Raw genomic sequence first — 25,863 nt, 5'->3', positions numbered from 1 at the left:
TGGCCGCCGTTTTCGAATATGTTTCAATTTAGAAGGCACCTCCTCTGACATCGACCGCCGCTTTTTCCCGCACAGCGTCTGAGCCGCAGCAACAGAGTCTGTCTCTGCTGCAATCGCTCAGCCGCCCTCGTCCGGCCCTGAGATACACCGTCCTCAAGGGTTGCGGCGCCGTCGCGTTGCCGTTGATGCTGTCCGCTTGTTCATGGTCGTGGTTCGGCCTGAATAGTTCGCCACGCGCGGCGGCCCAGCCAACGGGCTGGCTCAGCGTCGCTCCGGCCCATGACTTCGTTTATATGCCGGCGCGCAGCGGGCGCGTGTCGCCGAACCGGATCGAAAACACGGCAATGACCGGCATCGTGCTAAAAAGCGATATCAGCGAAGCGGTGCGCAACGGCATCGTGAGCCGCTTGCAGATCGCCGGCTTCCACCTCGACGAAGGCAAGAGAATCCTGAGCGGCAGCATCGAGAATTTCACGGTGGACGATGCACGTTCGCCGGCGTTCTGGACGCTGAAAATGCGTTATGTCATCACCGATGCCGCTACCCAGAAGGTTGTATTTTCAACCACCAGGACCGTCCGGCAAAAGTCGCCCAAATTCACCAGCAATACCATCGCTATCGAGGACACGGTCAAGCTGAGCGTCGAAGCGCTGATCGGCGATCCATGTTTCATCAAATCGGTGAATTGAGCGGACGAGCCGGATCAGTACGGCTGCGGCGGCAGCGTTTCGCTACAATCGGAGAAACGTGCGCTGGGCACCTGCCGCCACGCACGTTCGGTCGTGTCAACCGTCCCTCTTTTGTGCGAGCCGTCATGTCAATCACCGCCTGGCTTTTCTTTCTGCCGGCCTGCTTCGCGATCAATCTCGCGCCCGGCCCGAACAATCTTCTCTCGATCAATGTTGCTGCGCGACACGGGTTCATGACGGCATTTGTCGGCGGCACCGGCCGGCTCGTCGCGTTCGCGCTGATGCTGGTGCTGGCCGCGACCGGCCTCGCTGTCGTGCTGCACGCATCCGAGTGGTTCTTTCTCGCGATCAAACTGGCCGGCGCGGCGTATCTGATCTGGCTGGCGATCCAGTTGTGGCGCAGCGACGCCCCTGCCATCCATACGATGCAGCAGGACGACGCGTCGCTATGGCGTATCGCGCGGCAGGAGTGCCTGGTGGCCGCGGGTAATCCCAAGGCGATTCTGGTCTTCACCGCATTTTTGCCGCAGTTCGTCGATATCGCCAAACCGATACTGCCGCAGTTCGCGGTGCTGGGCGCGAGCTTTCTGGTGCTCGAATGGGTGGCAATCGCGCTTTACTCGTGGGCTGGGATGTACCTTGGGAAGTGGCTGGTTCGCGCGAAGGTCCGGCGCTGGTTCAACCGCTGCTGCGGGGCGTTTCTGGCGGCGGTTGGGGTGAGTTTTTTGCTGGTCAAAAGAGGATGAGACGGTGCTTTGCCCGCGGTGATGAAGAGCAAGAACGACTGAAAAAGGTCAATACACTGCGCACCCAGTTCGCAAATTCGCACAGGTGTCCGAACGACGGCAAACCCGGCAAATCGGACTCGACGCCCGGTTGCGTATTGAACGTGGCAACCGCCCGAAAGCCCGCGCTTGGCGAACCCAGAATGTCGGCGATCACCTTGTCGTGATGCGCACCCGCGCCCACCACGGCAACCAGGCGCAAATTGCGTCCCGCGCGCCTCAGCCGCCCGAGCGCCGCATGCACCAGCACGCGCGACGCGAGGAGCCCCAGAGCGGTGAGCGCGGTCCAACTCACGCACCAGAGCCGCGACACCGACGCGGTGCGGTGGAGCAGGAACATCAATGCAAGACCGCAGCCCTGCACAACGATCCAGCCGATCACGATGTTGATGCTCAAACGCCACTTTGAGCGGCCTCGCCACGAGCGGTATACCCCGAACCATGGCAGCAGCAGAATCGCGAACGACATATCGAACGCCACGAAAGCGCCTTCGATAATCGAATACCCCGTGTCCGCCATGAACAGGAGCGAAGCCAGAGCCGCGCCGAGCGCGATCAGCATGACGTCGAGCAGGCGCGCGAGCACGCTCTCGATATCCGTGGAATTCGCGCCGACGGTTTGACGCATCACCGTGTGCATAGCGCTGAGCCTGGTGTCGGACCACGCCGAAGCGTCGAACATCCACCCACAACGCCACGTTGCTCGCGCGCCGGAGCAACCCGCAAACACACGACGCGATCGTTCAAATCGACCTTCGACTTCATGGCATCACTCCCAATAATCCGTTCGCAATGCCTGTCAAATGCATTACTTCAGCGAAGGCGCATTCGCCTCTTGGTCACGTCGTTCTCGATTGACAAATTTCCTATTCGATCGGCGGATTCGTCCGACCAACCGCCCTGCTTTCCGATTGAATCCGCTTTCTCACGAACCACGTTCAGCGGCATTTTTTCCATAACCAATCCCTAATGCATCGTCCGAGAAACTTTAACTATCTGCAATCGACCCGCGCCCGTATGCTCGAACAGTGACCCGCCGCCATCGCACGGCCATGCGCGGCAACGGGCAAACGGCTTCTCATAGTCACAGGGGCGACATCATGAAAATCTGTATCTTCGGAGCGGGAGCGATTGGCGGTTTGATGGGTGTGCAGTTGGCACGCGCGGGTGCGGACGTGAGTTTTATCGCGCGCGGCGCGCATCTCGCGGCGATGCGCGAACACGGCGCGCGCTTGCAAATGGACGGCGAGACGTTCAGCGCGCCGGTGCGCTGCACGTCCGACCCCCGCGAACTCGGCGTGCAGGACTTCGTGATCGTCACGCTGAAAGCGCACTCGCTGCCCGGCGTGGTCGATGCAATGCAGCCGCTGCTCGGCAAACATACGGCTATCGTCACGGGCGTCAACGGCATTCCTTACTGGTACTTCTATCAGCATGGCGGCAAATTCGCCGGCACCCGGCTTGCCAGCATCGATCCGGACGGCAGCCAATGGACGAAGCTCGGCCCCGAACGCGCGATCGGCTGCGTGCTCTATCCCGCCGCGGAGATCGTCGAACCCGGCGTCATCAAGCATGTGTACGGCAAGAAATTCCCGATCGGTGAACCGGGCGGCGAGCGCACGCCGCGCATTCAACAGTTGCACGAGATCATGCAGGCGGCTGGTTTCGATGCACCGATCCGCGACAATATCCGCGACGAAATCTGGCTCAAGCTGTGGGGCAACCTCTGCTTCAACCCGATCAGCGCGTTGACGCACGCCACGCTCGACGTCCTCACCAGCGACCCCGGCACGCGCGCGGTATCACGCACGATGATGCTGGAGGCCAAGCGCATCGCGGATCAATTCGGCGTGCACTTTCGCGTCGACGTGGAAAAACGGATCGACGGCGCGGGCGCGGTCGGCGCGCACAAGACTTCGACGCTGGTCGATCTGGAGAACCGCCGTCCGATGGAGATCGACCCGTTGCTGACAGTGGTGCAGGAAATGGGCCGCATTGTCGCCGAACCGACGCCGACCATCGACGTCGTGCTCGCTTTGGTGAAGCTGCGCGAGCGGATGGCATTGCAGGGCGATTGAGAGCCCGTGCTGCTTTTCGACGCGCGGGATAAGTCAACCGAGGTCACCCGAGGAAAACCGAGGCAAACCGAGCCGACGGAACGAGGATCGAACGCCAGGCGTTCGATCCTTTTTTAACGTCGCTATTGATCGATTCTATTGATCGATCGCGAGCCAGACCGCCTTCGGCTCGGTGAAGTTTTCAATTGCGACGTCGCCGTGCTCGCGGCCGAAACCCGAGTCGCCGGAGCCGCCCCACGGCAAGCGCACGTCGGTATAGCCGTAGGTGTTGATCCACACCGTCCCCGCCCGCAAATCGCGCGCGACACGATGCACACGGCCGATATCCGCGCTCCATACGCCCGCCGCGAGGCTGTACAGCGTACCGTTGGCGATTCGCACCGCGTCGGCTTCGTCGTTGAAGCGGATCACGCTTGCCACCGGCCCGAAGATCTCCTCCTGCGAAATGCGCATTTCATGCTCGACGTTGGCGAACACAGTCGGCTCGACGAAGAAGCCGCGCTTGCCCACCCGCGCGCCGCCGGTCACGAGCGACGCCCCTTCGGCCCGGCCCGTTTCGACATAGCCGAGCACGGTCTTCATCTGCGCGGCGGAGATGAGCGGCCCCATCGCCGTCTCGCGCGCTGCCGGATCGCCGACCTTGATCGACTTCGCGCGTGCCGCCAGGCGCTCGACCACTTCGTCGTAGACGTCGCGATGCGCGAGAATGCGCGAGCCCGCCGAACACACCTGCCCGGTGTTGAAGAAAATCCCCGACGACGCCGCCCGGACCGCATTGTCGAGATTCGCATCCGGAAAGATCAGGTTGGCCGACTTGCCGCCGAGTTCCAGCGTCACGCGCTTGAAGTTGCCGGCCGCACCTTGCAGAATGCCGCGCCCCACCGACGGCGAACCGGTAAACGTCACCTTGTCGACGCCCGGATGCGCGACCAGCGCATCGCCGACCACGCGCCCCTTGCCTGTGACGATATTCAGTACTCCCGGCGGCAAGCCCGCTTCCAGCGCGAGTTCGCCGATACGCAGCGCGGTGAGCGGCGTGATCTCCGCGGGTTTGACGATCAGCGTGCAGCCGCACGCGAGCGCGGGTGCGATCTTCCACATGCCGATCATCAGCGGGAAATTCCACGGCACGATCGCCGCGACCACGCCGACCGGTTCGCGCAGCGTGTAGGTCAGCGCATCGGAGCGCACCGGTATCACCTGGCCGTTGATCTTGTCGCACCAGCCTGCGTAGTATTCGAGCGTATCGATCGCCGCCGGAATGTCCTGGCGCATCACCGCGGAGATCGGCTTGCCGGCGTCGAGGCTTTCGAGCGCGGCGAGTTCATCCAGATTCGCGCGCATCAGACCGGCCAGGCGGCCGAGAATTCGGCCGCGTTCGGCTGCGCGTAGCGCGTTCCATACTTTCAGCGCGGCGCGCGCTGCATGCACCGCGGTATCGACATCGGCAACGCTGCCTTGCGCGACCAATGCGATAGGCTCTTCGGTGGCCGGGTTGATGTCGACGGAATATTCGCCGGTGCCGGGCGGCAAGCGCTTGCCGTCGATCAGCAAATCGTGGCGCCTGAGGTCGGTTTCAGTTTCCATCATGAAGCTCCTTGCGTGAGAGGTAGCGTGGACTGACTGGCAGCAGATCCGCTGGGGCCAGAGCTAGGGGCTTAAGGCTCATGCAGTACCGTGCCGCCAGCCGACGCGACAGGCCACGCGGATCCGTGCATAGCGGACGGCGCGGCGCCGGCGGCATTCGAAGGAGCGCCCGCGGGCATCGCGAACTGCGCCCAGGCCGCAGCGGCATTGGGTCTGAGAGAGCGGTGACGACGATGCACCAGCATCGTCGTCAAATTCATTTCGGGAACCAGTGGCCGGCTAACCAGCGGCGCGTGAAGCGCGGGCCAATGGGCGTCGATCGGCAAAACGCCGACGCCGAGACCCAGTTCGATCATGCGCGACACGGCCGCCACATGGCCGAGTTCCTGCACCGGCCGCCGTTTCAGGCCATGCACGCCGAACGCCAGACCGAGCGCGGCGCGCACGCCCGCGTCGGCGTTCAAGGTGACGAGCTCCCACTCCTGCAATGCGCTCCAGGCGACGCTGGCGTGCCGCGCAAGCGGATGCGTGTGCGGCATGACCGCATGCAGCGGGGTCGTGAAAACCGCTTGCGCGTGCAACAGATCGCTGGCCAGCGGTTCGGCCACCGATACCACGCCGAAGTCGACTTCGCCTTGCTCGACGCTCGCGAGCACGCCGCTTTGCGGTTGATCCTTGACGGACACGATCAGCTCGGGAAAAGCCGCTGCACAACGCGCAAGACCGTCCGCCACCCAACCCGACGACAACACCGGATTGCTCGCCAGCACCACTACGCCCGTGTGTCCGTCGTACGCGGCGCGCTCCTCGCCCAGCGTCAGCTCGATTTCGTCCAGCAAGCGGCCGATGCGCCGTTCCAGACTCGCGCCCGCATTAGTCAGTTCTACCTGGCGCGTGGTGCGGTCGAACAGTTTCAACTCGACAGCGTCTTCGAGTTCGCGCACGCAGCGGCTCACCGCCGATTGCGTCAGATCGAATTCGCGGGCCGCGCGCGTAAAGCTCCGCTCGCGCGCGACGGCGACGAACACCTTGAGCTGCTGCAACGAAACGTTCATGAAGTAGCTGGCGGGTGCGGATTGTTCGCCCTATTCACCCGTCTGCCCGGGCCAATGACTGAGCTGCGAACTCTTGCTGCCGGCAGCGGCCAGCGCGCCTTGAGGCTGGTTGTGCGATTCGATCCAGCGCGAGCGCATTGGTGCGAGAATGAACTTCGCCGAGATGCCCGCGGCAATCGTCACGACCGCAGCGACGATAAAGACGAGATTCCAGCCGCCGGTGGCCGACAGCACCGAAGCGATCGGCACCAGCAGCGAAGCCGTGCCCTTCGCGGTGTACAAGGTGCCTGCATTGGCCGCCGCATATTTGCTGCCAAACGTATCGGCGCAGATCGCGGGAAAGATCGAGAAAATTTCCCCCCAGAACAGGAAGATCAGCGCGGCGAAGGTCATGAACGCATACGGGTTGGTGCCGTACCGCATCAGTCCGAGCAATGCGAGGCCCTCGCCGATGAAGATCACGAACATCGTGTTTTCGCGGCCGAGCTTGTCGGAGATGAAGCCGCACAGCGGACGTGTAAAGCCGTTGCAGACATTGTCGATCGAGAGGGTTGCGGTGAGCAGCGGCAAGGTCATGCCGAAGATCGTCATCGGAATGCGCGCGAGTCCCCAGTCTTTCGCGATCGGGCCGATTTGCGCGGTCGCCATCAAGCCGCCCGCCGCCACCGCGACGAACGACACGTAGATCACCCAGAACACCGGCGTCCTGATCATCTGGCCCGGCGTGTAATCGACCTTGGTCACCGCGAATTTCCTCATGGGCGCAGCGGCCTGATGCAAATTCGGCTTCTTCAGCATCAGCGCAAGCAGGAGAATGGATACGCCTTGCAGGATGCCGAAAAAGAAGAACGTGTGCTCGTAGCCCGAGCGCGTGATCATGTTGGCGATTGGAATGACCGTCACTGCCGCACCGGCGCCGAAGCCCGCGGCAGTCAGACCCGCGGCAAGACCGCGGCGATCGGGAAACCACTTCAGCGCATTGCCGACACACGTGCCGTACACACCGCCCGCGCCGATCCCCGCGATGACCGCGGACACATACAGCATCGGCAAGGTCGTCGCATACGAATTGATGACCCATGCGAGACCGGCACATACCGCCCCGCCGGCGACGACCGGACGCGGCCCGAACTTGTCGACCAGCCAGCCTTCGACCGGCACGAGCCACGTTTCAGTCAGGATGAAGATAGCGAAGGCGAGTTGAATCGATGCTTCGCCCCAGTGATGCCGCGCGTTCATCGGCGTGACGAACAACGTCCATGCGTATTGCAGATTGGCCACCAACGCCATGCACATCATGCCGATGACGAGTTGCCACCAACGGTTCGCCCAGAATACGCGGGCCATAGTCTGCTGATTGATATCGTCCATGAGCCTTGTCTCCGCTATCTATTTAGTGCAGCCAGCCAAAACGCCACGCTGTATGCATTCCACCTTATGGTTATGACCCGAAAAGCCTTGCCGTCCGGGCATATTTAATATTCGTGAATTTAATTCTTTTCTTTAAAAAAGACTTGCCAGATTCACAATTTTCTCAGCCATTTATTTAATCCGATCAATTACGAATCGGCGTCACATCCGCAACCGGCCGCCCGCTCCGCCACGCCTTTAAACTAGGCGTTAACCCGAATCCGAAACCCTCAATTCCGCTTTCTTATAAGACTCATGCTAGGGTCAATGCTGAATTACTAATAATTAAAGTTTGTTATTATGTCGATTCACGTTTGCTTATACATCGACCATGACGATGCGCAATGCGACCCTGCGGCAACTGAAGGTTTTCGAAACGGTGGCGCGCCATCTGAGCTTCTCGCGCGCGGCGGAAGAATTGCATCTGACGCAGCCCGCCGTCTCCACCCAGGTCCGGCAACTCGAGGAACACGCGGGGCTGCCGCTGTTCGAACAGTTGGGCAAAAAAATCTATCTGACGCCGGCCGGCACCGAGATGCTCCACTACAGCCGCGCGATCATGCAGCAGTTCCACGAAGTCGACGAAGCGATGGGTCAGCTCAAGGGCGTCTCCGGCGGCAAGCTGAACGTCGCGGTGATCAGCGCCGGCGACTACTTCTTTCCGCGCCTGCTGGCCGAATTCACACGACGCTATTCGGGCGTGGTGCTGAATCTTGCGGTGCACAATCGCGAGGAATTGCTGCATCAACTCGCCACCAATCAGACGGACCTCGCGGTGATGGTGCGCCCGCCGCACGAGACCGACGCGACCAACGAACCGTTCGCGCCGCACCCTTATGTGATCGTAGCGGCGCCCAAGCATCCGCTCGCGAACAAGCGCAACATCAAGATGAGCCAGTTGGCCAGCGAGGCCTTTATCGTGCGCGAACGCGGCTCGGACACGTGGAATTCGATGGAAGAGGGCTTCGCCGGCCGGCTCACCAATCTGAACATCGCGATGGAGATCAAGAGCACGGAGACGATCAAGCAGGCCGTGATCGCCGGCATGGGCATCGCGTTCCTGTCCGCGCATACCATCAGCCTCGAATTGCAGCTCGGCCATCTCGTCGTGCTCGACGTCGAGGGTTTTCCCGTCATGCTCAACTGGTATGTCGTGCATCGGAAGAACAAGCGCCTGCCGCCGGTTGCAGTCGCCTTCAAACGCTTCCTGATGGAGGAAGGCGCGAACCTGATCGAGCAGATCACACGCGTAAGGGAATTGAGCGTTTATAAGCAGTAGGCTATGGAAATCCAATAAAATTTTGACTATTGCAAATTGATCGGCACTTCTATTCTGCAAGTGAGTTCGCCACTCAGTTCTCACCCCAGCTCTCACTTCAGCTCTCACACTTGTTAGCCCAGGAGGCCGATCATGGATCACGCTTCGGTTGTGTCCCATGCCAGCACGCGCACTGCACGCGTTGCCGCGGACAATCCCGACGATGCGCATCTGAGCGCTTACAACGCCGCGTTCAGCGACCTTGGTTTGCGGTTCCGCTGGGACCGCGACACGCTCGACGTCCTCAAGGAATTCAACAGTGAAGCTGCGCGCATCACCGCGTATATCGAGCGGTTCCATGCACATCTTCACCGGGCATACGATGCCGACTTTCTCGCGCAACTGATCCTGCAAAAGAAAGTCCAGTACTACAACCAGTTCGTTCCGGCTGGCGGCGAACTGCTCTGACTCGCCATCCGCTCCGCTTGCAGTTCGACGCGTCGGGACATTCATGCTTGACCACGCGTCACGCGCTGAGTCGAGCGGTAGCGTGCACAGGTGCGCGGATATCCGTGTTGATGACTGCCGTTACGCCAGCTACGGCCGTGCCGGTATGCGCCCGTGCGCACCATGCCCCGCGATGTCTCGCGCAGCGTCCACATTTGCTCGTCGCCACCATGCCATTCGATGCGCGCGAGCAGGCCTCGCCGCGCCAGTACTAATCCGTGGCAACGTCCTGCGAATACATGAGCGACATGAGGAGCGTCGGCGCCATGACCGTTGGAATATTCCCGGCTCAGCATCAGATGCGCGCCTAACGCTGCGGCCAGCGCGCTCATCGCGAGCAGCGAGGCGAGTCCGAACGGCTGCGCCTGTTCAGTGACAAAGCCGTAGCCGAGCCATCCGCACAACAGCAGCGCCAGCAGATTGACGAGGTTGTGGCCTGGACGCGATGGCGCGCCCGCGTCCTTCGTCTCCAGTAGCCCGGCCAGTTTGCAAAAGACGATCGCCGACGTCGCGAAGATCAGTGCGCCGATGAATATCGCCGCATACAGTTCGACGCGCTCGACATTGGCCAGCGCCGAGGATGACGGCACCGACGTCTCCGCCGACGTCACATAACGCGCAAACCCACCGGCCATCGCGGCGAACCCCGCGCTGCAGCCGAGCAGGGCAACGAGCCGGGGCCGCCGCGTCAGATCGCGCCGCCGCACGAGCCACGCGCCGAGCGCGGCGCCCGCCAGCCCAGCCGTCACCACACCGCTGCTCGCGCCGACGCCTGCCGCGAGCGGCCCGGCAAGCGCGGCAGCCAATGCCCCCGCGTGCCAATACGGCCGACAGTGAGTACGCCGTGCAAGCGGCAATTGCCCGATAGCGGCAAGCACGGCCGCCAGGCCGGCAGCCAGCAAGAAACCGGCTCCCATCCACACGGTACTGTCGGACGCTTGCAGCATGCGTGCTCCTCCGTGTTGCGATGCAATCGCATCAGGCCGAACCAGATTCGGTTCTATTCAGACGGGGGTTGCAGTGACCAACGTCACGGCCGACGCCGCCACCTCGCGCGCGGCGGTCAATGTATTGCTGAGCGTGCCGATCCCGTCGATCGTGATCGTCACCGTCGAGCCATCCTTGATCGAGCCGACGCCAACCGAGGTGCCGCATGCGATCACATCGCCGGGTTCGAGCGTCAGGTCCTGCGAAATCAGACTGACCTGCTCGGCCGGCGAAAAAACCATATCGGCGAGCGGATAGTTCTGCCGCTCCACACCGTCGAGCATCGTCACGAGATGCGCTTTGCGCCAGTCGAAACCCGAGACGATCGAGGGTCCGATACAACAGAACGTATCGAAGCCCTTCGCGCGGCACCATTGCGGAAAGTGTGGATTCTCGTTCAGCAGATCGGCCGCGGTTACATCGTTGACGAGCGTGTAGCCGAAGATCGCTTCGGCGGCCTGTTCGACGCTCGCATCGCGGGAGCGCCGCCCGATTACGATGCCGAGTTCGCCCTCGTAGGCGATCTTGCCCGCGTAGCTGAGCGGGCGCCGGATCGGTTCGCCCGAGCCGATCACCGAACCTGCCGGCTTCAGCAAGAACAGCGGATGCGCCGGCACCGGTTTGTCGAGCTTCGCGGCCAACGCGTGAAAGTTGTTCCAGAGCGCGACGATCTTGCCAGGCGCGCAAGGCGCAAGCGGCGTCAGCGCGCGGGTCGACAGCACCGCGCCGGTCGGCACGGGCCGATCGAGGCTCTCGTACTCATGCAGATAGCCGCCCTCGACCCGGCCGAACACAATGCCACCGTCGCTCGACATGAACCGCATCCACGTATCCATACTTCGCTCCTTGAACGCTTTGGCGCGATCTTCTTTGCGTTCGAGTGCTGCCCAGAAAATCGCGCCGTCACCTGCTTGATGTTTCAAATCAGGCGCGACTAAATCGCGCCGGCGGTGCGCAATGCGCTGATCTGTTCGGGCGTATAGCCGAGCTCGGCCATGACCTCGTCGGTGTGTTCGCCGAGCAGAGGCGAACGCTTGACTTCGGTTGGGCTATCGGACAGTTTGATAGGATTACCAACCGTCAGATATTTGCCGCGCAACGGATGATCGACTTCGACGATCGTGCCGGTCTTGCGCAGCGACGGCTCTTCGGCGATCTCCTTCATCGACAGAATCGGGCCGCACGGAATGTCGTACTTGTTGAGGATGCCCATGGCCTCGAACTTGGTCTTGGTCATGGTCCAGCGCTCGATCTCCGCGAAGATATCCTTCAAACGCGGCAAACGTGCGGCGGGCGTCGCGTAGTCGGGATCAGTGGCCCACTCCTCCTTACCGATCACGTTGCAGATTTTCGCCCACACCGGCGCCTGGGTGATGAAGTAGATATACGCGTTCGGGTCCGTTTCCCAGCCCTTGCACTTCAGAATCCAGCCCGGCTGACCGCCACCCGATGCGTTGCCCGCGCGCGGCACGGCTTCACCGAACTTCCCGTTCGGATATTGCGGGTATTCCTTCATCACGCCGGTGCGTTCGAGCCGTTGCTGATCGCGCAGCTTCACGCGGCACAGGTTGAGCACGCCGTCCTGCATGGCGGCAAGTACGCGCTGGCCGCGACCGGTGGTTGTACGCTGATATAACGCCGTGACGATGCCGAGCGCCAGATGCAAGCCGGTGCCGCTGTCGCCGATCTGCGCGCCGCTCACCACCGGCGGGCCGTCGTCGAAGCCGGTGGTCGAAGCCGCGCCGCCCGCGCATTGCGCGACGTTCTCATAGACCTTGCAGTCTTCGTAGGGACCTGGACCGAAGCCCTTCACCGATGCGACGATCATCCGCGGATTCAACTCCTGAATCCGCTCCCACGTGAAACCCATCCGGTCCAGCGCGCCCGGTGCGAAATTCTCCACCAGCACGTCGCATGTCTGGATCAGCGCTTCGAGCACCTGTTTGCCTTCCGGGTTTTTCGTATCGATCGTGACCGAGCGCTTGTTGTGATTGAGCATCGTGAAGTACAGGCTGTCCACGTCGGGGATATCGCGCAGTTGCTCACGCGTGATATCGCCCGCGCCGGCCCGCTCCACCTTGATCACGTCCGCGCCGAACCACGCGAGCAACTGCGTGCAGGTCGGCCCCGATTGCACATGCGTGAAATCGAGAATGCGCACACCGTCGAGTGCTTTGCCCATGTCGTGTCTCCTGAAGTGTGCGTGTTACCTGTACATGGTCTGGTTCTTCGTGCCCGGCGCATGTTCGCGCGGATCGGCCCAGATGCTCACCACCGCCGGGCGGCCCGTGTCCTCGGCCGTCGTGCTGCCCGCGTCGGAGCTCAGGGATGAAACAACTGCAGACATGGTCGTCTCCTGGTCAATCGGTTGTGCGACGGTTATCGACAGACACGCCCGTGTCGATGGCACCCGCCGCTGCGGGAGTCTGACCGACTTTTTTACATACAGTATGTGATATATCATATTCAATCAAGGTCGATTTCAAGATGCGTTTGCGTCTGGATTTCTGCTTTAAACCTGCTTTAGGCCTTATCCCGCCTACGTCGCAGCTGAAAACCGCCTTTCGTCTGCCTCTAAACTGAGGGAAAACACCAACTCACACTCTGCCTCGAATCATTTTGATATATCACATACCATATTTTATAGACCGTCAAGTACGGTTTATCCCGCACCGCACGGTGCGCCACCCGACCCAGCGAGGAGACAGTGAACATTCACGAACATCAGGCGAAGGCGTTGTTACGGGACTACGGCGTGGCGACGACGGACGTCTGCGATGACAGAGAAATCTAAGATACGGCCGCATCGCCGACGAGGGCCCGAGCCGCCTTGGACTGAGGACGTACCAGAAAATAGAATGCGACGATGTGCGTAATCATCAGCAGCGGTACGTAGATGATCGGGATCGCGTAGGTGGCGCCCAACTCCTCAGCGTGCGCAGGAAGGTCGACCTGGATGGCGTGGTAATAGTCGACGATGAGGTCGACCGTCCCCACGAGATTGAAGGCGACGACGAACAGCCAGAAGAACGGGCGTACCCTCACCGTGAGAAGCGCCAGCATGGCCAGCACCCCGGTTGCGAAGTCGCCGTAGGCGGCGAACACGGCGAAGTCGGCGGGCAGATTGGGGCTTACGACACCCGGAAGGATAAAGACGAGCCCGAAGAAGCGGAAGCTGTGCAGAGTAGCGATGGCGCGCTGCGCTGCGACGCGGTCCATCGACCTGAGCCACGGCAGACCGTATGCGCCGAAGCAAAGCAGCCACGCGACATAGCCTAGAACAAGATGTGTTTGGAACAGGATTTCCGTGGACATTTGGCCTCCTATCAGCCGTTGGTTCACGCGGCCTCGAACACCGCGGTCAGGATGCCGGAGGACGGGGTGACGCTTGCGGCAACCGTCACACACCAGAGCGGCAATAATCCCATAGCGATGATCCCCGCCCGCCATGCTTTGGCGGTGCGACGCCGTCGCTGCAACGCGGCCCAAAGCCCGAGGATCGCCAGCGTGACGACGCCTTAGCGAACGAAGAAACCGTTGACACCCAGGACGGCAACCACCTTGTCGTTCCCCGATGTCTGCGTTCTCGTCTTCGCCTACAAGCGCCGAAGGAAGTCGATCATGGCAGCGCTGACCTCCGGCGCACGTTCTTGCTCGGTCCAATGACCACAGCCCGCCAGCATCACCGCCGGCCGGAGCTTGGGAACCATTGCCGACTGCCTGGCAACAAACTGGGAATTGGCGGCGACGACAAAATCCCGGTCGCCCGCGATGTACAGTGCCGGAATGGTCACCGCCGCTCCGGCAAAGGGAGCCAGCAGCTCCCAGCTGCGATCGACGTTGCGGTACCAGGCGAGGGGACCGCGGAATCCGCTCCGCGTGAATTCCGCGACATAAACATCGATGTCGGACTCCGTGACCCAAGCCGGCAAGGACGCCGGAGCGGCTAAGGAATCACCCTTCCGGGGCACCATCCCGCCAGCAAACCCTCCGCCCGCGGACGGCGGCCTGTCGCCCGAGAGCGAGTAGAGCTGCGAGCGAAATGTGCGACGCAAGTCGCGCCCGAGCGCCGCCTCCGCCTCGGGGGTCTGGAGGAAGAGCTGGTAGAACACTGCATTCTCGTTCCGCGGCATGAGCGTCGTCGGCGGCACCGAGCCGCCAAACGCCCGCGGCCGGAACGGCACGCTGAGCGCAATAACAGCACGGAAACGGTCGGGGCGCAGAAGCGCCGCTTGCCATGCTATCGTGGCGCCGACGTCGTGGCCGGCGATCACTGCCTGTTGGGCACCCAAAGCGTCGACGAGACCCACGATGTCGCCGATGTCATGGAGAATCGTATAGTTCTCCACCTCCTCCGGACGGTCGCTTCGCCCATACCCACGCAGGTCGGGTGCCACCGCACGGAACCCAGCCTCCGCCAGCGCCCGGAGCTGATGCCGCCACGAATACCAGCACTCGGGAAAGCCGTGGCAGAGGACGATGAGCGGACCTCGACCCTGCTCGGCCACGTGCAAGCGGATGCCGTTCGTCACGATCATGCGATGCGTCACCTCTGGCATCGCCGAATCCACCCAGGATGTCGGCTCAGGACCAGCCCCACCTGGCTCGGAGGCAGCGACCTTGGGCGGCTCCGCGAAAGCAGCGCCGACGGCGACGGTGAGCGCGCCCGCCGCCCTGAGCAAGTCGCGTCTGGAAAACGTTGTGTCTCGCATTGCGTTGCTCCCTTGACTGTCGCGCATCTGGGGCCTCGACATCACGCGTGACTCCTGAATTTGCGACGTGACTCCGGCTTTGCAAGCTAAATGTACAACCGCTTCCCGCGCTCGACTATTCGCGATAATATCAATGAGTTATGAAGCAGAACTTCACAGTCAGGCAAGGCGCGCTCGACGGCGTAGAGGCGTTCCTGAGCGTTGCCCAGCACCGCAGTTTTCGCAAAGCGGCCGCGGAACTCGGCGTGACTCCATCGGCCATGAGCCAGACGGTACGCGCACTTGAGGCGCGCGTCGGCGCAGCGCTCTTCATACGCACAACGCGCAGTGTCGGCCTGACCGAGGCCGGCCAACGCTTCCTCGAACGCGCAAAGCCCGCCTTCGAGGAGCTCGTCGCCGCAGGCGCGGTTGCGCATGACCTTGGACAGAGGCCGACAGGACTATTGCGTTTATCGGTGCCGCGCGCGGTGGTGCCGATCCTGCTGGAGCCGCTGGTCGGATCCTTCTGCCAGGCCTATCCCGAGGTCGAGGTGGAGATCGTCGCAAGCGAGGAGCTGATCGACCTCGCGGCTGACGGGTTTGACGCCGGCATCCGGCTGGGCCAGTTCATCGCCGCCGACATGGTCGCGATACGGTTGACGCCGCCGTTCCCGTTCGTGGTCGTCAGCAGCCCAGATTATCTACGCCGGCGGAAGCGGCCGGAGCGCATCGACGATCTGCGTCAGCACGCCTGCCTACGCATGCGCCGCTCGAACGGGTCGATCGCGCCCTGGTCCTTTGTCGACGGCAACAAGACAGTCGAGGCCATCGTCTCGGGGCCGCTGATCGCCAACGACTTTCCCACCGTGCTTGGTGCGGCCATCGAAGGCATCGGTCTTGCGCAAGTGCCTGAGCCGATCGCGGCTGGACCGACAAAAGCGGGAAAACTCGTACACGTCCTGAAGCCGTTCGCGCCAATGGCGCCAGGTGTATTTCTCTACTATCCCGGCCGCCATCAAATGATGCCGAAGCTGCGAGCCTTCATCGATCACATGAAGAGCCGCTCGGACACTGCGGACAAAACCTGAATTCACATTGGTGATATCTGACGGGCGAGAAGCCGGTATCGGCCGAACTGGTCGAGTCGGTTTCAGCAACGCTCAGGCAGGCGTCAATCCAGAAAATCGCAATTCGCTTCGACAAACGCAGCGAGATCGAGCGAGTGCTGACGCACGAGCCGCTCGGCCAGTTCGGTATCGCGCTGCTCCAGCGCCTCGATGATGCGCAGGTGATCGACGATGGAACGCGACGCGCGGTCGCTCTGCGAAATGGTCATGCGGCGAATCGCCCGCACGTGGATAAAGATGTTCTTGATCGTGTCGAGGATGATCTGCGACTTCGACAACTCGACGATCGCCTGGTGAAACGCAATGTTGGCGTCCGAATATTCGGCGATGTGCTCGGCCGGCGTTGCGTCGCGGAAATTGTCGAACATGTGGCGCAGCCGGGCGATTTCCTCGTCCGTAGCGTGCAGCGTAGCGAGACGCGCCGCCATGCTTTCGAGCGCGGCCCACATCTGGATCATCTCGACGATTTCGCGTTTGCTCTTGCGCACGATATAGATACCGCGGCGCGGCACCATGCGCAAAAAACCTTCCTGCTCGAGCAGCGTCATCGCCTCGCGCACCGGCGTGCGGCTCACGCCGAGCGACTCGCTCAGCACGCGTTCGTCAAGGCGAATCTCTTCGCGAGTCTGGTAGATATCCGCGTCGGCAATGGCCTGGCGGAGCATCGCATACGCCTGATCGCGCAAGCTCGCGCTTGCGCCGATCGGCTGCAGTGACAACGTCAACGGTATGGCCACTGCTTCAGTTTGAAGTTCTGACGACATTCATCGCCTCTTGTTGAACATGCGCACGGTACGGCGCCGCCGCTGCAAACCCACCACCTTGTTCGCCGAGGCCGATGAACCGGCCATGTTGCGCTGCAAGCTGCGCAACCGGCTGCGGAATCCAACGAGTCAGCAGAACCGTGGCGGCGGAGCCAAGACCAACGACAGCAACGGCAAGCAGCGAGAGAGGAACAAGTTCCATTTGTAACTCCGGATGATTGAGTGACGAGATGACTCAATCATATGCTGCAACGCCGCATAAATCAATATTCTGTATGTAGTATATCAATCACTGTTGTTTTCAGGATTGCATCCTTACGGTAGCACGGGCGAGCCGCGGACGGTTCACTGCTTATCAAGATGGGTGGAGGCTTGGTGTAAACGCGCAAAACGCGCGCTATTCGCGCAGACGCGATCGCTGATCGCGCAAATTGCATCGAATGAGGATTGTGAGATCAGCAACGCATCATTAACCTTCGGAAATCCTGCAACGGGTCGTAGAATCCGGCGCTCAGCGTCAGCCGCACCGCCCAGACAGCAGTCAGAGAGTCCGAAGGAGACACCGTCATGACTATTGCAATCCCAACCACGGCATTGGCCGACAACCGCACGGCGCGTAGCCGGGCACGCAAAGCGGCGCTCGGCAGCTTTGTCGGCGCGGTGGTCGACTGGTACGACTTTCTTCTGTACGGCATTGTTGCCGCGCTTGTCTTCAATTCCGAGTTCTTCCCGAAGGTCAGCCCGGCAATGGGCACGCTCGCCGCGTTCGCCACGTTCGGCGTCGGCTTCCTGTTCCGCCCGCTCGGCGGCTTCGTGTTCGGCCACTACGGCGACCGGCTCGGCCGCAAGCGGATGCTGGTGCTCACCGTGATGATGATGGGTCTGTCCACCGCGGCGATCGGTCTGCTGCCCGGCTTCTCCAGCATCGGCTGGTGGGCGCCGGTGCTGCTCGTGACGTTGCGTGCGATCCAGGGCTTCGCGGTCGGCGGCGAATGGGGCGGCGCGGCGCTGATGGCGGTCGAGAGCGCACCGGAGAAGAAGAAGGCGTTCTACAGCAGCGGCGTGCAGGTCGGCTACGGCGTGGGCCTCGTGCTCTCGACCGGACTGGTCGCGATCATCAGCCGTTCGATGGACAACGCGTCGTTCCTGAGCTGGGGCTGGCGTCTGCCGTTTCTGTTCAGCGTCGTGCTGGTGCTGATCGCGCTGTGGATCCGCTCGAGCATGGAGGAGTCGCAGGAGTTCGTCGAGAAAGTCGGCGAGCACGGTGAACGCAGCGTCCGGCTGCCGATCGTCGAAGCCTTGCTGCGGCATCCGAAGGCGTTTCTGCTGATCATCGCGCTGCGCCTCGCCGAGTTGTTCACGATGTATATCGTGACCGCGTTCGCGCTGAACTACTCGACGGCGAATCTGCACATGCCGCGCGAGTTCTTTCTGTCGATCGGTCTGCTGGTCGGCGCGGTGAGCTGCGTGACGATTCCGTGCTTTGCGTGGCTCGCAGACCGCTTCGGCCGGCGGCGCGTGTATATCGTCGGCGCGCTGGTCGGCATGTTCAGCGCGGTGCCGTTCTTCCTTGCGCTGGACGCGCGCTCGACGGTATGGATCGTGGTTTTCGCCGTGATGCTCGCCAACGTCGCGCACGACATGGTGGTCAGCGTGCAGCAGCCGATGTTCACCGAACTGTTCGGCACCGAGTACCGCTACAGCGGCGCAGGTGTCGGTTACCAGGTGGCGAGCGTGGTCGGCGGCGGCTTCACGCCGTTTATCGCGGTGGCGCTGGTCAGCTTTGCCGGTGGCTCGTGGCATCCGGTCGCGGCTTATCTGGCGATCGGCTGTCTGATCTCGGTGCTGGTGGCAGCAAAAATGAAGACCGGGCGCACGCTCGCCTGATTCTCGCCAACGGCTGCTGTTGCGCGGGCCGGCGTGGCAAGGTTGCCACTGCCGGCCCGCTTTGTTTTTGGCGCATGGTTTCTTGTGGCGGAGATTTTTCTTTCGCCGCCTTACCTTCTTGCCGGTTCCGGCCTTCCCTTTGCGTTCCATTCGGCGGCTCCCCCGGCGAATTCGCCACGTACTGCCGCAATCCGAGATGACGGGCGCATTTCGTCAGACCTAATACTTATGCATTTTCATCTCATATTGCAAAGCAAAACTTCCCAATCTATCGTTCCGCCGAGCAGTGTTTGTTGTAAATGTGTGCGCCTCATATGAAATTAGAGCGCATATATTCGGCGACGGATACCTGCGATTTTTACACCGTGACATCTCAAGCATTTGTTCCACGCGCCGATAACAAAGAATTCGTCTACGGAGACCGACCATGAGCAGCATCACTGAGCCGAGCGGCAATCAAGGCTCTGCCCCCTTCTTTTCCAAGCAGGCCACCGTCGCGAAACCGGGCTTCTCGCGCTGGATGGTTCCGCCCGCGGCGCTCGCCGTCCACCTCTGTATCGGCCAGGCGTATGCCTTTTCAGTGTTCAACGGTCCGCTGACCAAAGTGATCGGCATTACGCAGTCCGCGGCGGACGATTGGTCGCTGACTTCGCTCGGCTGGATTTTTTCGCTGGCGATCGTGTTTCTCGGTTTGTCTGCGGCGTTTGCCGGCAAGTGGCTCGAACACGTCGGTCCGCGCCGCACGATGTTCACCGCGGCATGCTGCTTCGGCGGCGGCTTTCTGGTGTCCGCGCTCGGCGTGCATCTGCATCAGATCGCGTTGCTGTATCTCGGCTACGGCGTGATCGGCGGCATCGGGCTCGGCCTCGGCTATGTTTCGCCGGTGTCGACGCTGATCCGCTGGTTCCCGGACCGCCGCGGCATGGCGACCGGCATGGCGATCATGGGTTTCGGCGGCGGCGCGATGATTGCCGCGCCACTTTCCGTGGCGCTGATGAACCACTTCCGCAGCGCGACCAGCGTCGGCGTGGCCGAGACCTTTGTCGTGCTCGGCATCGCGTATTTCATCTCGATGTCGATCGGCGCGCTGGCCATCCGCGTGCCGCCGGCCGATTGGAAACCCGCCGGCTGGACGCCGAGCGCGACCAATCAGAAGAAGATGATTTCGCGCAACCACGTGCATATCGACCAGGCGCTGAAGACGCCGCAGTTCTATCTGATCTGGCTGGTGCTGTTCCTGAATGTGACGGCCGGCATCGGCATTCTCGGCCAGGCTTCGGTGATGATTCAGGAGAGCTTCAAGGACACCGTGACGGCAGCCGCGGCGGCCGGTTTCGTCGGCCTGCTGTCGCTGTTCAACATGGGCGGCCGTTTTGTGTGGGCTTCGGCTTCGGACTGGATCGGCCGTAAGAACACCTACTTCATCTTCTTCGTGCTCGGCGCCGTGCTGTATTACCTCGTGCCGGGTTTCGCCGCTTCCGGCCAGATCGCACTGTTCGTGCTCGCCTATTGCGTGATCCTGTCGATGTACGGCGGCGGTTTCTCGACAGTGCCGGCGTATCTCGCCGACATGTTCGGCACGGCGTTCGTCGGCGGCATTCACGGCCGCCTGTTGACCGCATGGGCCGCGGCGGGCGTCGCAGGTCCGGTGCTGGTGAATTACATCCGCGCCTATGAAGTCGCGCACGGCGTTGCCAAAGCGGACGCCTACACGATGACGGTTCACATCATGGCCGTGCTGCTGGTGGTCGGTTTCGTCTGCAATCTGCTGATCAGGCGCGTGGACGACAAGCACCACATGACCGATGCACAACTCGCCAAAGGCGCCTAAGGAGACTCGCATGTCGACCATTCAAGCCGTTCATCCGACCAACAAGGTCAAACTCGCCGTCTTCTGGCTGTACGTGACGATTCCGCTGGCGTGGGGCGTGGTGAATACCCTCTCGCAAGCGATGAAGCTGTTCAAGTAAGCGTTTGAACGGCACCCCGCGCGATGCTATGTGCGGGGTGCCGAAGTGGTTATCCGGCTGCGTTTTCCCGACGCGGCACCCTCCCCCGCCAGGCTGCCACCGGTGCGCCGCACCGGCGCCGAGCTCTGCAACGGACCACAAGCGGACCCACTGCGGACCCACTGCGTGCCCGCGCCGGACGCCCGGCGGCCGGCGAGGCCTCGCCGCCGCACGAGCCCGACGCGGCTACGTGGCCCAGCCCGCCTAGATCTTCTCGAACAGCACTTCCTGCGCGCCTTCCCATAGCACCTTGGTGCCGAGTTCACGCAGCTTCTCCTTCCCTTCGACGATGGTCAGGAAGTGATTGCCCGCGAGCTGACCCAGCTTGCTTGCGAAGCAGCACGAGCCGTACGCGAGGATGATCTCCGTTTCGCTGTAGCCGCCCGGGTAGAACAGGATGTCGCCGACCGACGGGTGGCTCGTGTGATTCTCGAAACCGACCGCCGCGCCGTCGTTCTCGAGCTTGAAGTCGCCGAGGGGCACCCAGCAGCCCTCGCCGCTCCAGCGCACATGGATGATCTTCTGGCGGTACGGCAGCAGCTTCAGGAAGGCGGCCACGGTTTGCGGCGCATCCGGATGGGTTTCAGCGGTAAATACATGGCCGCATGAGGTGATTCGAAGTCGGGTCATCGCTAGGTATCCGGTATGACGGGTTGAATGGAATGGTCGGTTAGACGCCGGTCAGGTCAAGCCGCTGGCGCGATATTCTGTCGGCCGTTGCGTGGCTTCGACAGGTACAGTTGCCGCGCATCCGGTCAGGCCAGTTGAAAAAGAGCACCCAAGCAGCATCGAGGCCAGCCGTCGCCATTTCTCTCTTCGCATGCGCCCCGAAAGTTCGTAGTTTGCAAGCCGCGCAATGAGCAGCACACTGCGCAAGTTGCGTGTTTGCCGCCATGGCGGCTCATCGGACTTTCCACTCGATGATCCGCCGCGGCCGTTGGCGATACGTTGCGCGCAGCGTGCCGATCGCGGCGGCCGGTAATCGGCCGGTAATCTATTCCCGCACCGCACAAGGTCCACGCGAACGGGCACGCGCACAGTGCCGGCCGCGACTGCCGCGGCGCGGCCGGCTTGCGGTCACGAACCATCATCCAGCCGCGAGCCGCGCAAACCTCGGATCAGCCGCGCAACCGGTAAGCAAGCGGCGTCACGCCATAGCCACGCTTGAACTGCACGGAGAAATGACTGGCATTCTCGAAACCAACCGCAAGCGCAATTTGCAGCACCGTCTGATCGGTAGCGCGCAGCAGCCTCGCAGCTTCCTCGAGCCGCAGGCGCGTAACGAACTGATGTGGCGTTTCGCCGGTCTCGCGGCGGAACACGCGCGCGAAGTGAAAACTGCTGAGCCCGGCATGCGCGGCCAGTTCGCTGATCGCCAGATCGGCGGCAAGATTGGCCCGCACGTAGTCGATCACGCGGCGAATGCGGCGCGGCACCAGCCGCTCCGGACCCGCCGCGGGGCCTGCTGAACCGTTGTTGCGGCCGCGCGAATAATGTTGCAACAGATGCGCGGCGAGGGCATGAGCCAACGCGTCGACGTAAAGACGTGAGTCGGCCGGATCGCTGGCAGCGCGATGCAATGCAGCGAGCATCGCCGCGATCAGCGGATCGTGAAACTGCATCGCGTCGCCCAGCGACAGCTCGCGTGAGCCGCCCAGTTCCATCTGGTCGGCGACGCTGTCGATCAGGCTTCGCTCCATGTGCAGATGGACGGTCGACAACGGCTCGTCGCTGATCGAACGCCAGCGCCAGGAGATCGGCACGGGCGGCACGAACCAGACGTCGCCCACCCGCAGGTCGGCACTTTCCCAGCGGCCGTCGAGGTTGCGCTCGAGGTGTTCGGCGCCGCTGCCGAGAGTCATCAGCGTGAGGTCCTGTAAGCCGGGCGCCTCCAGCAGTTCCTGCTCGGTCGGTTCGAGATACGAGCGCAGCACCAGGTTCCGCCACGGCCGGTCGACGCTCGACACCAGTTTCTGGCCCGCCATATAGCGATCGTAGGCGAGCGTTGTTGTCAGCTTTGGAATTCTTGCCATCGCGTCTCCTGGAACATGCCGCATGCAGATGAGAAACCCAGCGGGCTCGCGCCCGCCCACAAGCGGTCAGCGCAAGATCTCAAAAATGATAGCAAGGAACCGGCTACCGTAATATTTGGAAATAGTTAATCATTCAGGTCGTCGTCCATCACGCGTTTCGAACGCCGGAGCTACCGTTTCATGGAACACGAATGCGATACGCTGCCGCATTGGCTGACCGGCTCGCCGCAAGGCGAAGCCGGCCGGGCGTCGGCAACTTACAACTCAGCGGTTTCCGCACAATCGGCTTACCAGGCCGACGCGCGGCAACCGGCGAAATCAGCCCACGCGGCTGAAGCAACCAGGGCGGCAGTCCGCACGGCTTCGTCAGGCATGGCGCCAGCGGGCTTTCTCACGCTCTTCACCGAGGAGGAAATCGGCACGCCCTCGCCTGCCAAGCGGCAGGCCACGCCCGTCATCAGTCCGCTGGTCCGTTTTGGCAGTGCGCAGGACCGCATCGAATTCGTACGGCAGCGCATCAAACAACTCGGCTTCGACTCGTTCAGCTATACGGCCACGCGCACCACCGCGCATCACAAGACGATGTTCGTGCTCACCAGCTACGAGTCGCAGGCGTGGCTCACGCGTTACTTCCGCGAGCGCTATTTCGAGCTCGATCCGCGTGTCGCGCTGGCCTCGCCGACCGGGCTGCCGTTCCTGTGGAATACAGCCGACATGCGCGCCGACCTGTCGCGTGCGCAAATGCGCAGCGAGCGGCTCTGCGGCCTGATCGACATGCTGGAGGCGACCGGCCGCAAAAGCGGAATTCTCACGCAGATGCCGCTGCCCGAGCCGGAACTGAGCGCGAGCCTGTGCTTCAATTCGGAGATCGCCAATCCGCGCTGGATGACAGAATCGATCGCGGCCGAGACGCTGATGTTCGCGCACACGATCCACGAATTCATCTGGACGCATGCGAAAAGCGTGATCGGCATTGCGCCCGCGCAGCAGCAGCGCGTTGCGCTGAGCGACTTGCAGCATGCGGTGCTGAAGGCGGTCGTGCAGGGACAGCGCGACAAGGAAATCGCCTACTTCCTCGGGCTGTCGCCGCACAACGTCGACTACCACCTGCGTCGGCTGCGGCAATTGTTCAAGGTGCGCAACCGTGTGCAGTTGATCAACGTCGCGCAGGGGTATGTGTCGTAATGGCTATCGGCATCCGTGGTTTGGATGCCGATCAGCGGATGATCGGCGAACGTGTTGCGCACGGCAGGTAGCAAGCGTCAGGACTTGAGACGATAGCCCGTCTTGAAGATCCACGCGACGATCGCGAGAAACACCGCAAGAAACACCGCGGTCATGCCAAGGCTCACGCCGACGTTCACGTCGGCGATCCCATAAAAGCTCCAGCGAAACCCGCTGACCAGATAGACGATCGGATTGAACAGCGTCACGACCTTCCAGAACGGCGGCAACATGTTGACCGCATAGAAACTGCCGCCGAGAAAGGTCAGCGGCGTGATGATCAGGAGCGGCACGAGTTGCAGCTTCTCGAAGCTATCGGCCCAGATGCCGATGATGAAACCGAACAGACTGAACGTCACCGCGGTGAGCACGAGAAACAGAATCATCCAGAACGGGTGCTGCACCTGCAACGGCACGAACAGTCCCGCGGTCGCGAGAATGATCAGGCCGAGCAGAATCGACTTGGTCGCCGCCGCGCCCACATAGCTCACGACGATCTCGAGATACGAAACCGGCGCCGACAGCAGCTCGTAGATCGTCCCCGTGAAGCGCGGAAAGTAAATTCCGAACGAAGCATTCGAAATGCTTTGCGACAGCAGCGACAACATGATCAAACCCGGCACGATGAACGCGCCGTAACTGATGCCGTCCACTTCCTTGATGCGCGAGCCGATCGCCGCGCCGAACACGACGAAGTAAAGCGAAGTGGAAATCACCGGCGCGATGATGCTCTGCATCAGCGTGCGCCACGTGCGCGCCATTTCGAACTTGTAGATCGCGCGAATTGCGTAGAGATTCATTGGTCACCTCGGAGCAGACTGACGAAGATGTCTTCGAGCGAACTTTGCGTGGTATGCAGGTCCTTGAAACGGATGCCGGCATCATCGAGCGCCTTGAGCAGCGCGATGATGTCGGTGCGGCCGCCGTCGCCCTCATACGTGTAGATCAGCTCGTTGCCGCCCGTCGCGACATCCAGCCCATACTGAACGAGTGCCGGCGGCACCTGCTCGAGCGGGTTGTCCAGTTGCAATGTCAACTGCTTCTTGCCGAGCTTGCGCATCAGCTCCGTCTTCTCTTCGACCAGCATGATCTCGCCCGCGTTGATCACGCCGATGCGGTCGGCCATTTCCTCGGCTTCGTCGATATAGTGCGTGGTGAGGATGATCGTCACGCCGCTCGCGGCGAGCGAGCGCACCAGCTTCCACATGTCGCGCCGCAACTCGACGTCCACGCCCGCGGTGGGTTCGTCGAGAAACAGCACGCGCGGTTCGTGCGAGAGCGCCTTCGCAATCAGCACGCGCCGCTTCATGCCGCCCGACAGCGTAATGATCTTGCTATTGCGCTTTTCCCACAGCGACAGATCCCGCAAGACCTTTTCGATGTAAGCGGGGTTGTTCGTTTTACCGAACAGTCCACGGCTGAATGAAACGGTCGCCCAGACGGTTTCGAACGAGTCGGTAGTGAGTTCCTGCGGCACCAGCCCGATCAGCGACCGCGCGCGACGGTAGTCGGCCGCGATGTCGTGGCCGTCCACCGTCACATTGCCTTCGCTTGCGTTGACGATGCCGCAGATAATGCTGATCAGCGTGGTTTTGCCCGCGCCGTTCGGGCCGAGCAAGGCGAAGATTTCGCCGCGGCGGATAGCCAGATTGATGTTTTTGAGTGCATGAAAACCCGTAGCATAGGTTTTTGAAAGATTCGTAACCGCGACGATTGGCTGCATGGATTCGACGATGGCAGACACCGGTATTGGATTGGAAGGAGGCGGTGCG

General features: G+C 61.9%; 26 protein-coding genes. 10 read left to right on the top strand and 16 right to left on the bottom strand.

Going from position 1 to position 25,863, the window contains the following annotated elements:
- Window positions 1-185 precede the first annotated feature (185 nt).
- Window positions 186-689 carry a hypothetical protein gene (locus AC07WT_RS26060; protein ID WP_494949150.1) on the top strand — a complete coding sequence of 168 codons (504 nt, stop codon included), beginning with the start codon at window positions 186-188 and terminating at the stop codon, window positions 687-689.
- Between the two features lie 125 nt (window positions 690-814).
- Window positions 815-1,435 carry a LysE family translocator gene (locus AC07WT_RS26055; RefSeq protein ID WP_492593049.1) on the top strand — a complete coding sequence of 207 codons (621 nt, stop codon included), beginning with the start codon at window positions 815-817 and terminating at the stop codon, window positions 1,433-1,435.
- Here AC07WT_RS26055 and AC07WT_RS26050 read toward each other — a convergent pair.
- The gene (locus AC07WT_RS26050; RefSeq protein WP_494949149.1) at window positions 1,422-2,156 is read right to left on the bottom strand and encodes a hypothetical protein; all 735 of its coding nucleotides are present in this window, start codon (window positions 2,154-2,156) and stop codon (window positions 1,422-1,424) included. The genes AC07WT_RS26055 and AC07WT_RS26050 overlap by 14 nt on opposite strands.
- A gap of 418 nt (window positions 2,157-2,574) precedes the next feature.
- On the opposite strand from AC07WT_RS26050, the gene AC07WT_RS26045 reads away from it, so the two are divergent.
- The gene (locus AC07WT_RS26045) at window positions 2,575-3,552 is read left to right on the top strand and encodes a 2-dehydropantoate 2-reductase (protein WP_494949148.1); all 978 of its coding nucleotides are present in this window, start codon (window positions 2,575-2,577) and stop codon (window positions 3,550-3,552) included.
- 135 nt (window positions 3,553-3,687) lie between these two features.
- On the opposite strand, the gene AC07WT_RS26040 is transcribed toward AC07WT_RS26045, so the two are convergent.
- The 3 genes from AC07WT_RS26040 to oxlT all read right to left on the bottom strand — a co-directional run bounded on the left by AC07WT_RS26040 (window position 3,688) and on the right by oxlT (window position 7,565).
- Entirely contained in the window at window positions 3,688-5,139 is a 1,452-nt protein-coding gene (locus AC07WT_RS26040; RefSeq protein WP_494951045.1) for an aldehyde dehydrogenase family protein, read from the bottom strand.
- 71 nt (window positions 5,140-5,210) lie between these two features.
- Entirely contained in the window at window positions 5,211-6,194 is a 984-nt protein-coding gene (locus AC07WT_RS26035) for a LysR family transcriptional regulator (RefSeq protein WP_494949147.1), read from the bottom strand.
- A gap of 30 nt (window positions 6,195-6,224) precedes the next feature.
- A complete protein-coding gene (gene oxlT / locus AC07WT_RS26030) occupies window positions 6,225-7,565 on the bottom strand; it encodes an oxalate/formate MFS antiporter (RefSeq protein ID WP_494949146.1) in 1,341 nt (446 codons plus the stop codon).
- A gap of 370 nt (window positions 7,566-7,935) precedes the next feature.
- Between oxlT and AC07WT_RS26025 the strand changes: the two genes are divergently transcribed.
- Both AC07WT_RS26025 and AC07WT_RS26020 read left to right on the top strand, forming a co-directional pair.
- Entirely contained in the window at window positions 7,936-8,883 is a 948-nt protein-coding gene (locus AC07WT_RS26025; RefSeq protein ID WP_492593044.1) for a LysR family transcriptional regulator, read from the top strand.
- Window positions 8,884-9,015: 132 nt separating this feature from the next.
- Window positions 9,016-9,330 (top strand): HAD family hydrolase, encoded by a 315-nt coding sequence (locus tag AC07WT_RS26020; RefSeq protein ID WP_492593043.1) that lies wholly within the window; start codon window positions 9,016-9,018, stop codon window positions 9,328-9,330.
- A gap of 41 nt (window positions 9,331-9,371) precedes the next feature.
- Here AC07WT_RS26020 and AC07WT_RS26015 read toward each other — a convergent pair whose 3' ends face one another.
- From AC07WT_RS26015 to AC07WT_RS25990, 6 genes are all read right to left on the bottom strand, one after another.
- Entirely contained in the window at window positions 9,372-10,316 is a 945-nt protein-coding gene (locus AC07WT_RS26015; RefSeq protein ID WP_494949145.1) for an NAD(P)(+) transhydrogenase (Re/Si-specific) subunit beta, read from the bottom strand.
- A 57-nt stretch (window positions 10,317-10,373) separates the two neighbouring features.
- Window positions 10,374-11,192, bottom strand: coding sequence for a fumarylacetoacetate hydrolase family protein (locus tag AC07WT_RS26010; RefSeq protein ID WP_494949144.1), 819 nt, complete (start codon window positions 11,190-11,192; stop codon window positions 10,374-10,376).
- Window positions 11,193-11,290: 98 nt separating this feature from the next.
- Window positions 11,291-12,538 carry a formyl-CoA transferase gene (gene frc, locus AC07WT_RS26005; protein WP_492593040.1) on the bottom strand — a complete coding sequence of 416 codons (1,248 nt, stop codon included), beginning with the start codon at window positions 12,536-12,538 and terminating at the stop codon, window positions 11,291-11,293.
- Window positions 12,539-12,562: 24 nt separating this feature from the next.
- Window positions 12,563-12,703, bottom strand: a complete 141-nt coding sequence (locus tag AC07WT_RS26000; RefSeq protein ID WP_494951151.1) for a hypothetical protein — start codon at window positions 12,701-12,703, stop codon at window positions 12,563-12,565.
- A gap of 443 nt (window positions 12,704-13,146) precedes the next feature.
- The gene (locus tag AC07WT_RS25995; protein WP_494949143.1) at window positions 13,147-13,671 is read right to left on the bottom strand and encodes a DUF8737 domain-containing protein; all 525 of its coding nucleotides are present in this window, start codon (window positions 13,669-13,671) and stop codon (window positions 13,147-13,149) included.
- A gap of 281 nt (window positions 13,672-13,952) precedes the next feature.
- Window positions 13,953-15,068 carry an alpha/beta fold hydrolase gene (locus AC07WT_RS25990; protein ID WP_494949142.1) on the bottom strand — a complete coding sequence of 372 codons (1,116 nt, stop codon included), beginning with the start codon at window positions 15,066-15,068 and terminating at the stop codon, window positions 13,953-13,955.
- Between the two features lie 140 nt (window positions 15,069-15,208).
- Between AC07WT_RS25990 and AC07WT_RS25985 the strand changes: the two genes are divergently transcribed.
- A complete protein-coding gene (locus AC07WT_RS25985; RefSeq protein WP_492593037.1) occupies window positions 15,209-16,135 on the top strand; it encodes a LysR family transcriptional regulator in 927 nt (308 codons plus the stop codon).
- A gap of 83 nt (window positions 16,136-16,218) precedes the next feature.
- Here AC07WT_RS25985 and AC07WT_RS25980 read toward each other — a convergent pair whose 3' ends face one another.
- Together AC07WT_RS25980 and AC07WT_RS25975 are read right to left on the bottom strand one after the other, a co-directional pair.
- Window positions 16,219-16,938, bottom strand: a complete 720-nt coding sequence (locus AC07WT_RS25980; protein ID WP_492593036.1) for a GntR family transcriptional regulator — start codon at window positions 16,936-16,938, stop codon at window positions 16,219-16,221.
- A complete protein-coding gene (locus AC07WT_RS25975) occupies window positions 16,916-17,140 on the bottom strand; it encodes a hypothetical protein (RefSeq protein ID WP_492593035.1) in 225 nt (74 codons plus the stop codon). Before AC07WT_RS25975 ends, AC07WT_RS25980 begins: the two co-directional genes overlap by 23 nt.
- Before the next feature lie 365 nt (window positions 17,141-17,505).
- Here AC07WT_RS25975 and shiA point away from each other — a divergent pair, with 365 nt between their 5' ends.
- From shiA to AC07WT_RS25960, 3 genes are all read left to right on the top strand, one after another.
- A complete protein-coding gene (gene shiA, locus AC07WT_RS25970; protein ID WP_492593034.1) occupies window positions 17,506-18,825 on the top strand; it encodes a shikimate transporter in 1,320 nt (439 codons plus the stop codon).
- A gap of 427 nt (window positions 18,826-19,252) precedes the next feature.
- A complete protein-coding gene (locus tag AC07WT_RS25965; protein ID WP_492593033.1) occupies window positions 19,253-20,656 on the top strand; it encodes an L-lactate MFS transporter in 1,404 nt (467 codons plus the stop codon).
- Window positions 20,657-20,666: 10 nt separating this feature from the next.
- Complete coding sequence (locus tag AC07WT_RS25960) at window positions 20,667-20,795, top strand: MFS transporter small subunit (protein ID WP_494949141.1); 129 nt, start codon at window positions 20,667-20,669, stop codon at window positions 20,793-20,795.
- A 243-nt stretch (window positions 20,796-21,038) separates the two neighbouring features.
- Here the strand turns inward: AC07WT_RS25960 and AC07WT_RS25955 are convergent, their stop codons facing one another.
- Window positions 21,039-21,464, bottom strand: coding sequence for a DUF3830 family protein (locus AC07WT_RS25955; protein ID WP_325042798.1), 426 nt, complete (start codon window positions 21,462-21,464; stop codon window positions 21,039-21,041).
- Between the two features lie 488 nt (window positions 21,465-21,952).
- Entirely contained in the window at window positions 21,953-22,867 is a 915-nt protein-coding gene (locus AC07WT_RS25950) for a helix-turn-helix domain-containing protein (RefSeq protein ID WP_494949140.1), read from the bottom strand.
- A 180-nt stretch (window positions 22,868-23,047) separates the two neighbouring features.
- Between AC07WT_RS25950 and AC07WT_RS25945 the strand changes: the two genes are divergently transcribed.
- Complete coding sequence (locus AC07WT_RS25945) at window positions 23,048-24,052, top strand: helix-turn-helix transcriptional regulator (protein ID WP_494949139.1); 1,005 nt, start codon at window positions 23,048-23,050, stop codon at window positions 24,050-24,052.
- 77 nt (window positions 24,053-24,129) lie between these two features.
- On the opposite strand, the gene AC07WT_RS25940 is transcribed toward AC07WT_RS25945, so the two are convergent.
- Together AC07WT_RS25940 and AC07WT_RS25935 are read right to left on the bottom strand one after the other, a co-directional pair.
- Window positions 24,130-24,891 (bottom strand): ABC transporter permease, encoded by a 762-nt coding sequence (locus tag AC07WT_RS25940; RefSeq protein ID WP_341316213.1) that lies wholly within the window; start codon window positions 24,889-24,891, stop codon window positions 24,130-24,132.
- Window positions 24,888-25,814, bottom strand: coding sequence for an ABC transporter ATP-binding protein (locus AC07WT_RS25935; protein WP_494949138.1), 927 nt, complete (start codon window positions 25,812-25,814; stop codon window positions 24,888-24,890). Before AC07WT_RS25935 ends, AC07WT_RS25940 begins: the two co-directional genes overlap by 4 nt.
- Window positions 25,815-25,863 lie beyond the last annotated feature (49 nt).

Source organism: Paraburkholderia sp. GW821-FHT02A12 (assembly GCF_059422005.1).
The sequence above is the reverse complement of the archived record's forward strand: the minus strand, read 5'-3'. Positions and strand labels throughout refer to the sequence as shown.

Bases quoted from the DNA above. Each gene is read 5' to 3' on its own strand.
- shiA (WP_492593034.1), top strand. From the start codon at position 17,506: ATGACTATTGCAATCCCAACCACGGCATTGGCCGACAACCGCACGGCG.
- AC07WT_RS26055 (WP_492593049.1), top strand. From the start codon at position 815: ATGTCAATCACCGCCTGGCTTTTCTTTCTGCCGGCCTGCTTCGCGATC.
- AC07WT_RS26035 (WP_494949147.1), bottom strand. From the start codon at position 6,194: ATGAACGTTTCGTTGCAGCAGCTCAAGGTGTTCGTCGCCGTCGCGCGC.
- AC07WT_RS26040 (WP_494951045.1), bottom strand. From the start codon at position 5,139: ATGGAAACTGAAACCGACCTCAGGCGCCACGATTTGCTGATCGACGGC.
- frc (WP_492593040.1), bottom strand. From the start codon at position 12,538: ATGGGCAAAGCACTCGACGGTGTGCGCATTCTCGATTTCACGCATGTG.
- AC07WT_RS26015 (WP_494949145.1), bottom strand. From the start codon at position 10,316: ATGCTGCAAGCGTCCGACAGTACCGTGTGGATGGGAGCCGGTTTCTTG.
- AC07WT_RS26050 (WP_494949149.1), bottom strand. From the start codon at position 2,156: ATGTTCGACGCTTCGGCGTGGTCCGACACCAGGCTCAGCGCTATGCAC.
- AC07WT_RS26060 (WP_494949150.1), top strand. From the start codon at position 186: ATGCTGTCCGCTTGTTCATGGTCGTGGTTCGGCCTGAATAGTTCGCCA.
- AC07WT_RS25940 (WP_341316213.1), bottom strand. From the start codon at position 24,891: ATGAATCTCTACGCAATTCGCGCGATCTACAAGTTCGAAATGGCGCGC.
- AC07WT_RS25990 (WP_494949142.1), bottom strand. From the start codon at position 15,068: ATGCGAGACACAACGTTTTCCAGACGCGACTTGCTCAGGGCGGCGGGC.
- oxlT (WP_494949146.1), bottom strand. From the start codon at position 7,565: ATGGACGATATCAATCAGCAGACTATGGCCCGCGTATTCTGGGCGAAC.
- AC07WT_RS25995 (WP_494949143.1), bottom strand. From the start codon at position 13,671: ATGTCCACGGAAATCCTGTTCCAAACACATCTTGTTCTAGGCTATGTC.
- AC07WT_RS25980 (WP_492593036.1), bottom strand. From the start codon at position 16,938: ATGTCGTCAGAACTTCAAACTGAAGCAGTGGCCATACCGTTGACGTTG.
- AC07WT_RS25945 (WP_494949139.1), top strand. From the start codon at position 23,048: ATGGAACACGAATGCGATACGCTGCCGCATTGGCTGACCGGCTCGCCG.
- AC07WT_RS25950 (WP_494949140.1), bottom strand. From the start codon at position 22,867: ATGGCAAGAATTCCAAAGCTGACAACAACGCTCGCCTACGATCGCTAT.
- AC07WT_RS25960 (WP_494949141.1), top strand. From the start codon at position 20,667: ATGTCGACCATTCAAGCCGTTCATCCGACCAACAAGGTCAAACTCGCC.
- AC07WT_RS26045 (WP_494949148.1), top strand. From the start codon at position 2,575: ATGAAAATCTGTATCTTCGGAGCGGGAGCGATTGGCGGTTTGATGGGT.
- AC07WT_RS25965 (WP_492593033.1), top strand. From the start codon at position 19,253: ATGAGCAGCATCACTGAGCCGAGCGGCAATCAAGGCTCTGCCCCCTTC.
- AC07WT_RS25975 (WP_492593035.1), bottom strand. From the start codon at position 17,140: ATGGAACTTGTTCCTCTCTCGCTGCTTGCCGTTGCTGTCGTTGGTCTT.
- AC07WT_RS26020 (WP_492593043.1), top strand. From the start codon at position 9,016: ATGGATCACGCTTCGGTTGTGTCCCATGCCAGCACGCGCACTGCACGC.
- AC07WT_RS26025 (WP_492593044.1), top strand. From the start codon at position 7,936: ATGACGATGCGCAATGCGACCCTGCGGCAACTGAAGGTTTTCGAAACG.
- AC07WT_RS26010 (WP_494949144.1), bottom strand. From the start codon at position 11,192: ATGGATACGTGGATGCGGTTCATGTCGAGCGACGGTGGCATTGTGTTC.
- AC07WT_RS25985 (WP_492593037.1), top strand. From the start codon at position 15,209: ATGAAGCAGAACTTCACAGTCAGGCAAGGCGCGCTCGACGGCGTAGAG.
- AC07WT_RS25935 (WP_494949138.1), bottom strand. From the start codon at position 25,814: ATGCAGCCAATCGTCGCGGTTACGAATCTTTCAAAAACCTATGCTACG.
- AC07WT_RS26000 (WP_494951151.1), bottom strand. From the start codon at position 12,703: ATGTCTGCAGTTGTTTCATCCCTGAGCTCCGACGCGGGCAGCACGACG.
- AC07WT_RS25955 (WP_325042798.1), bottom strand. From the start codon at position 21,464: ATGACCCGACTTCGAATCACCTCATGCGGCCATGTATTTACCGCTGAA.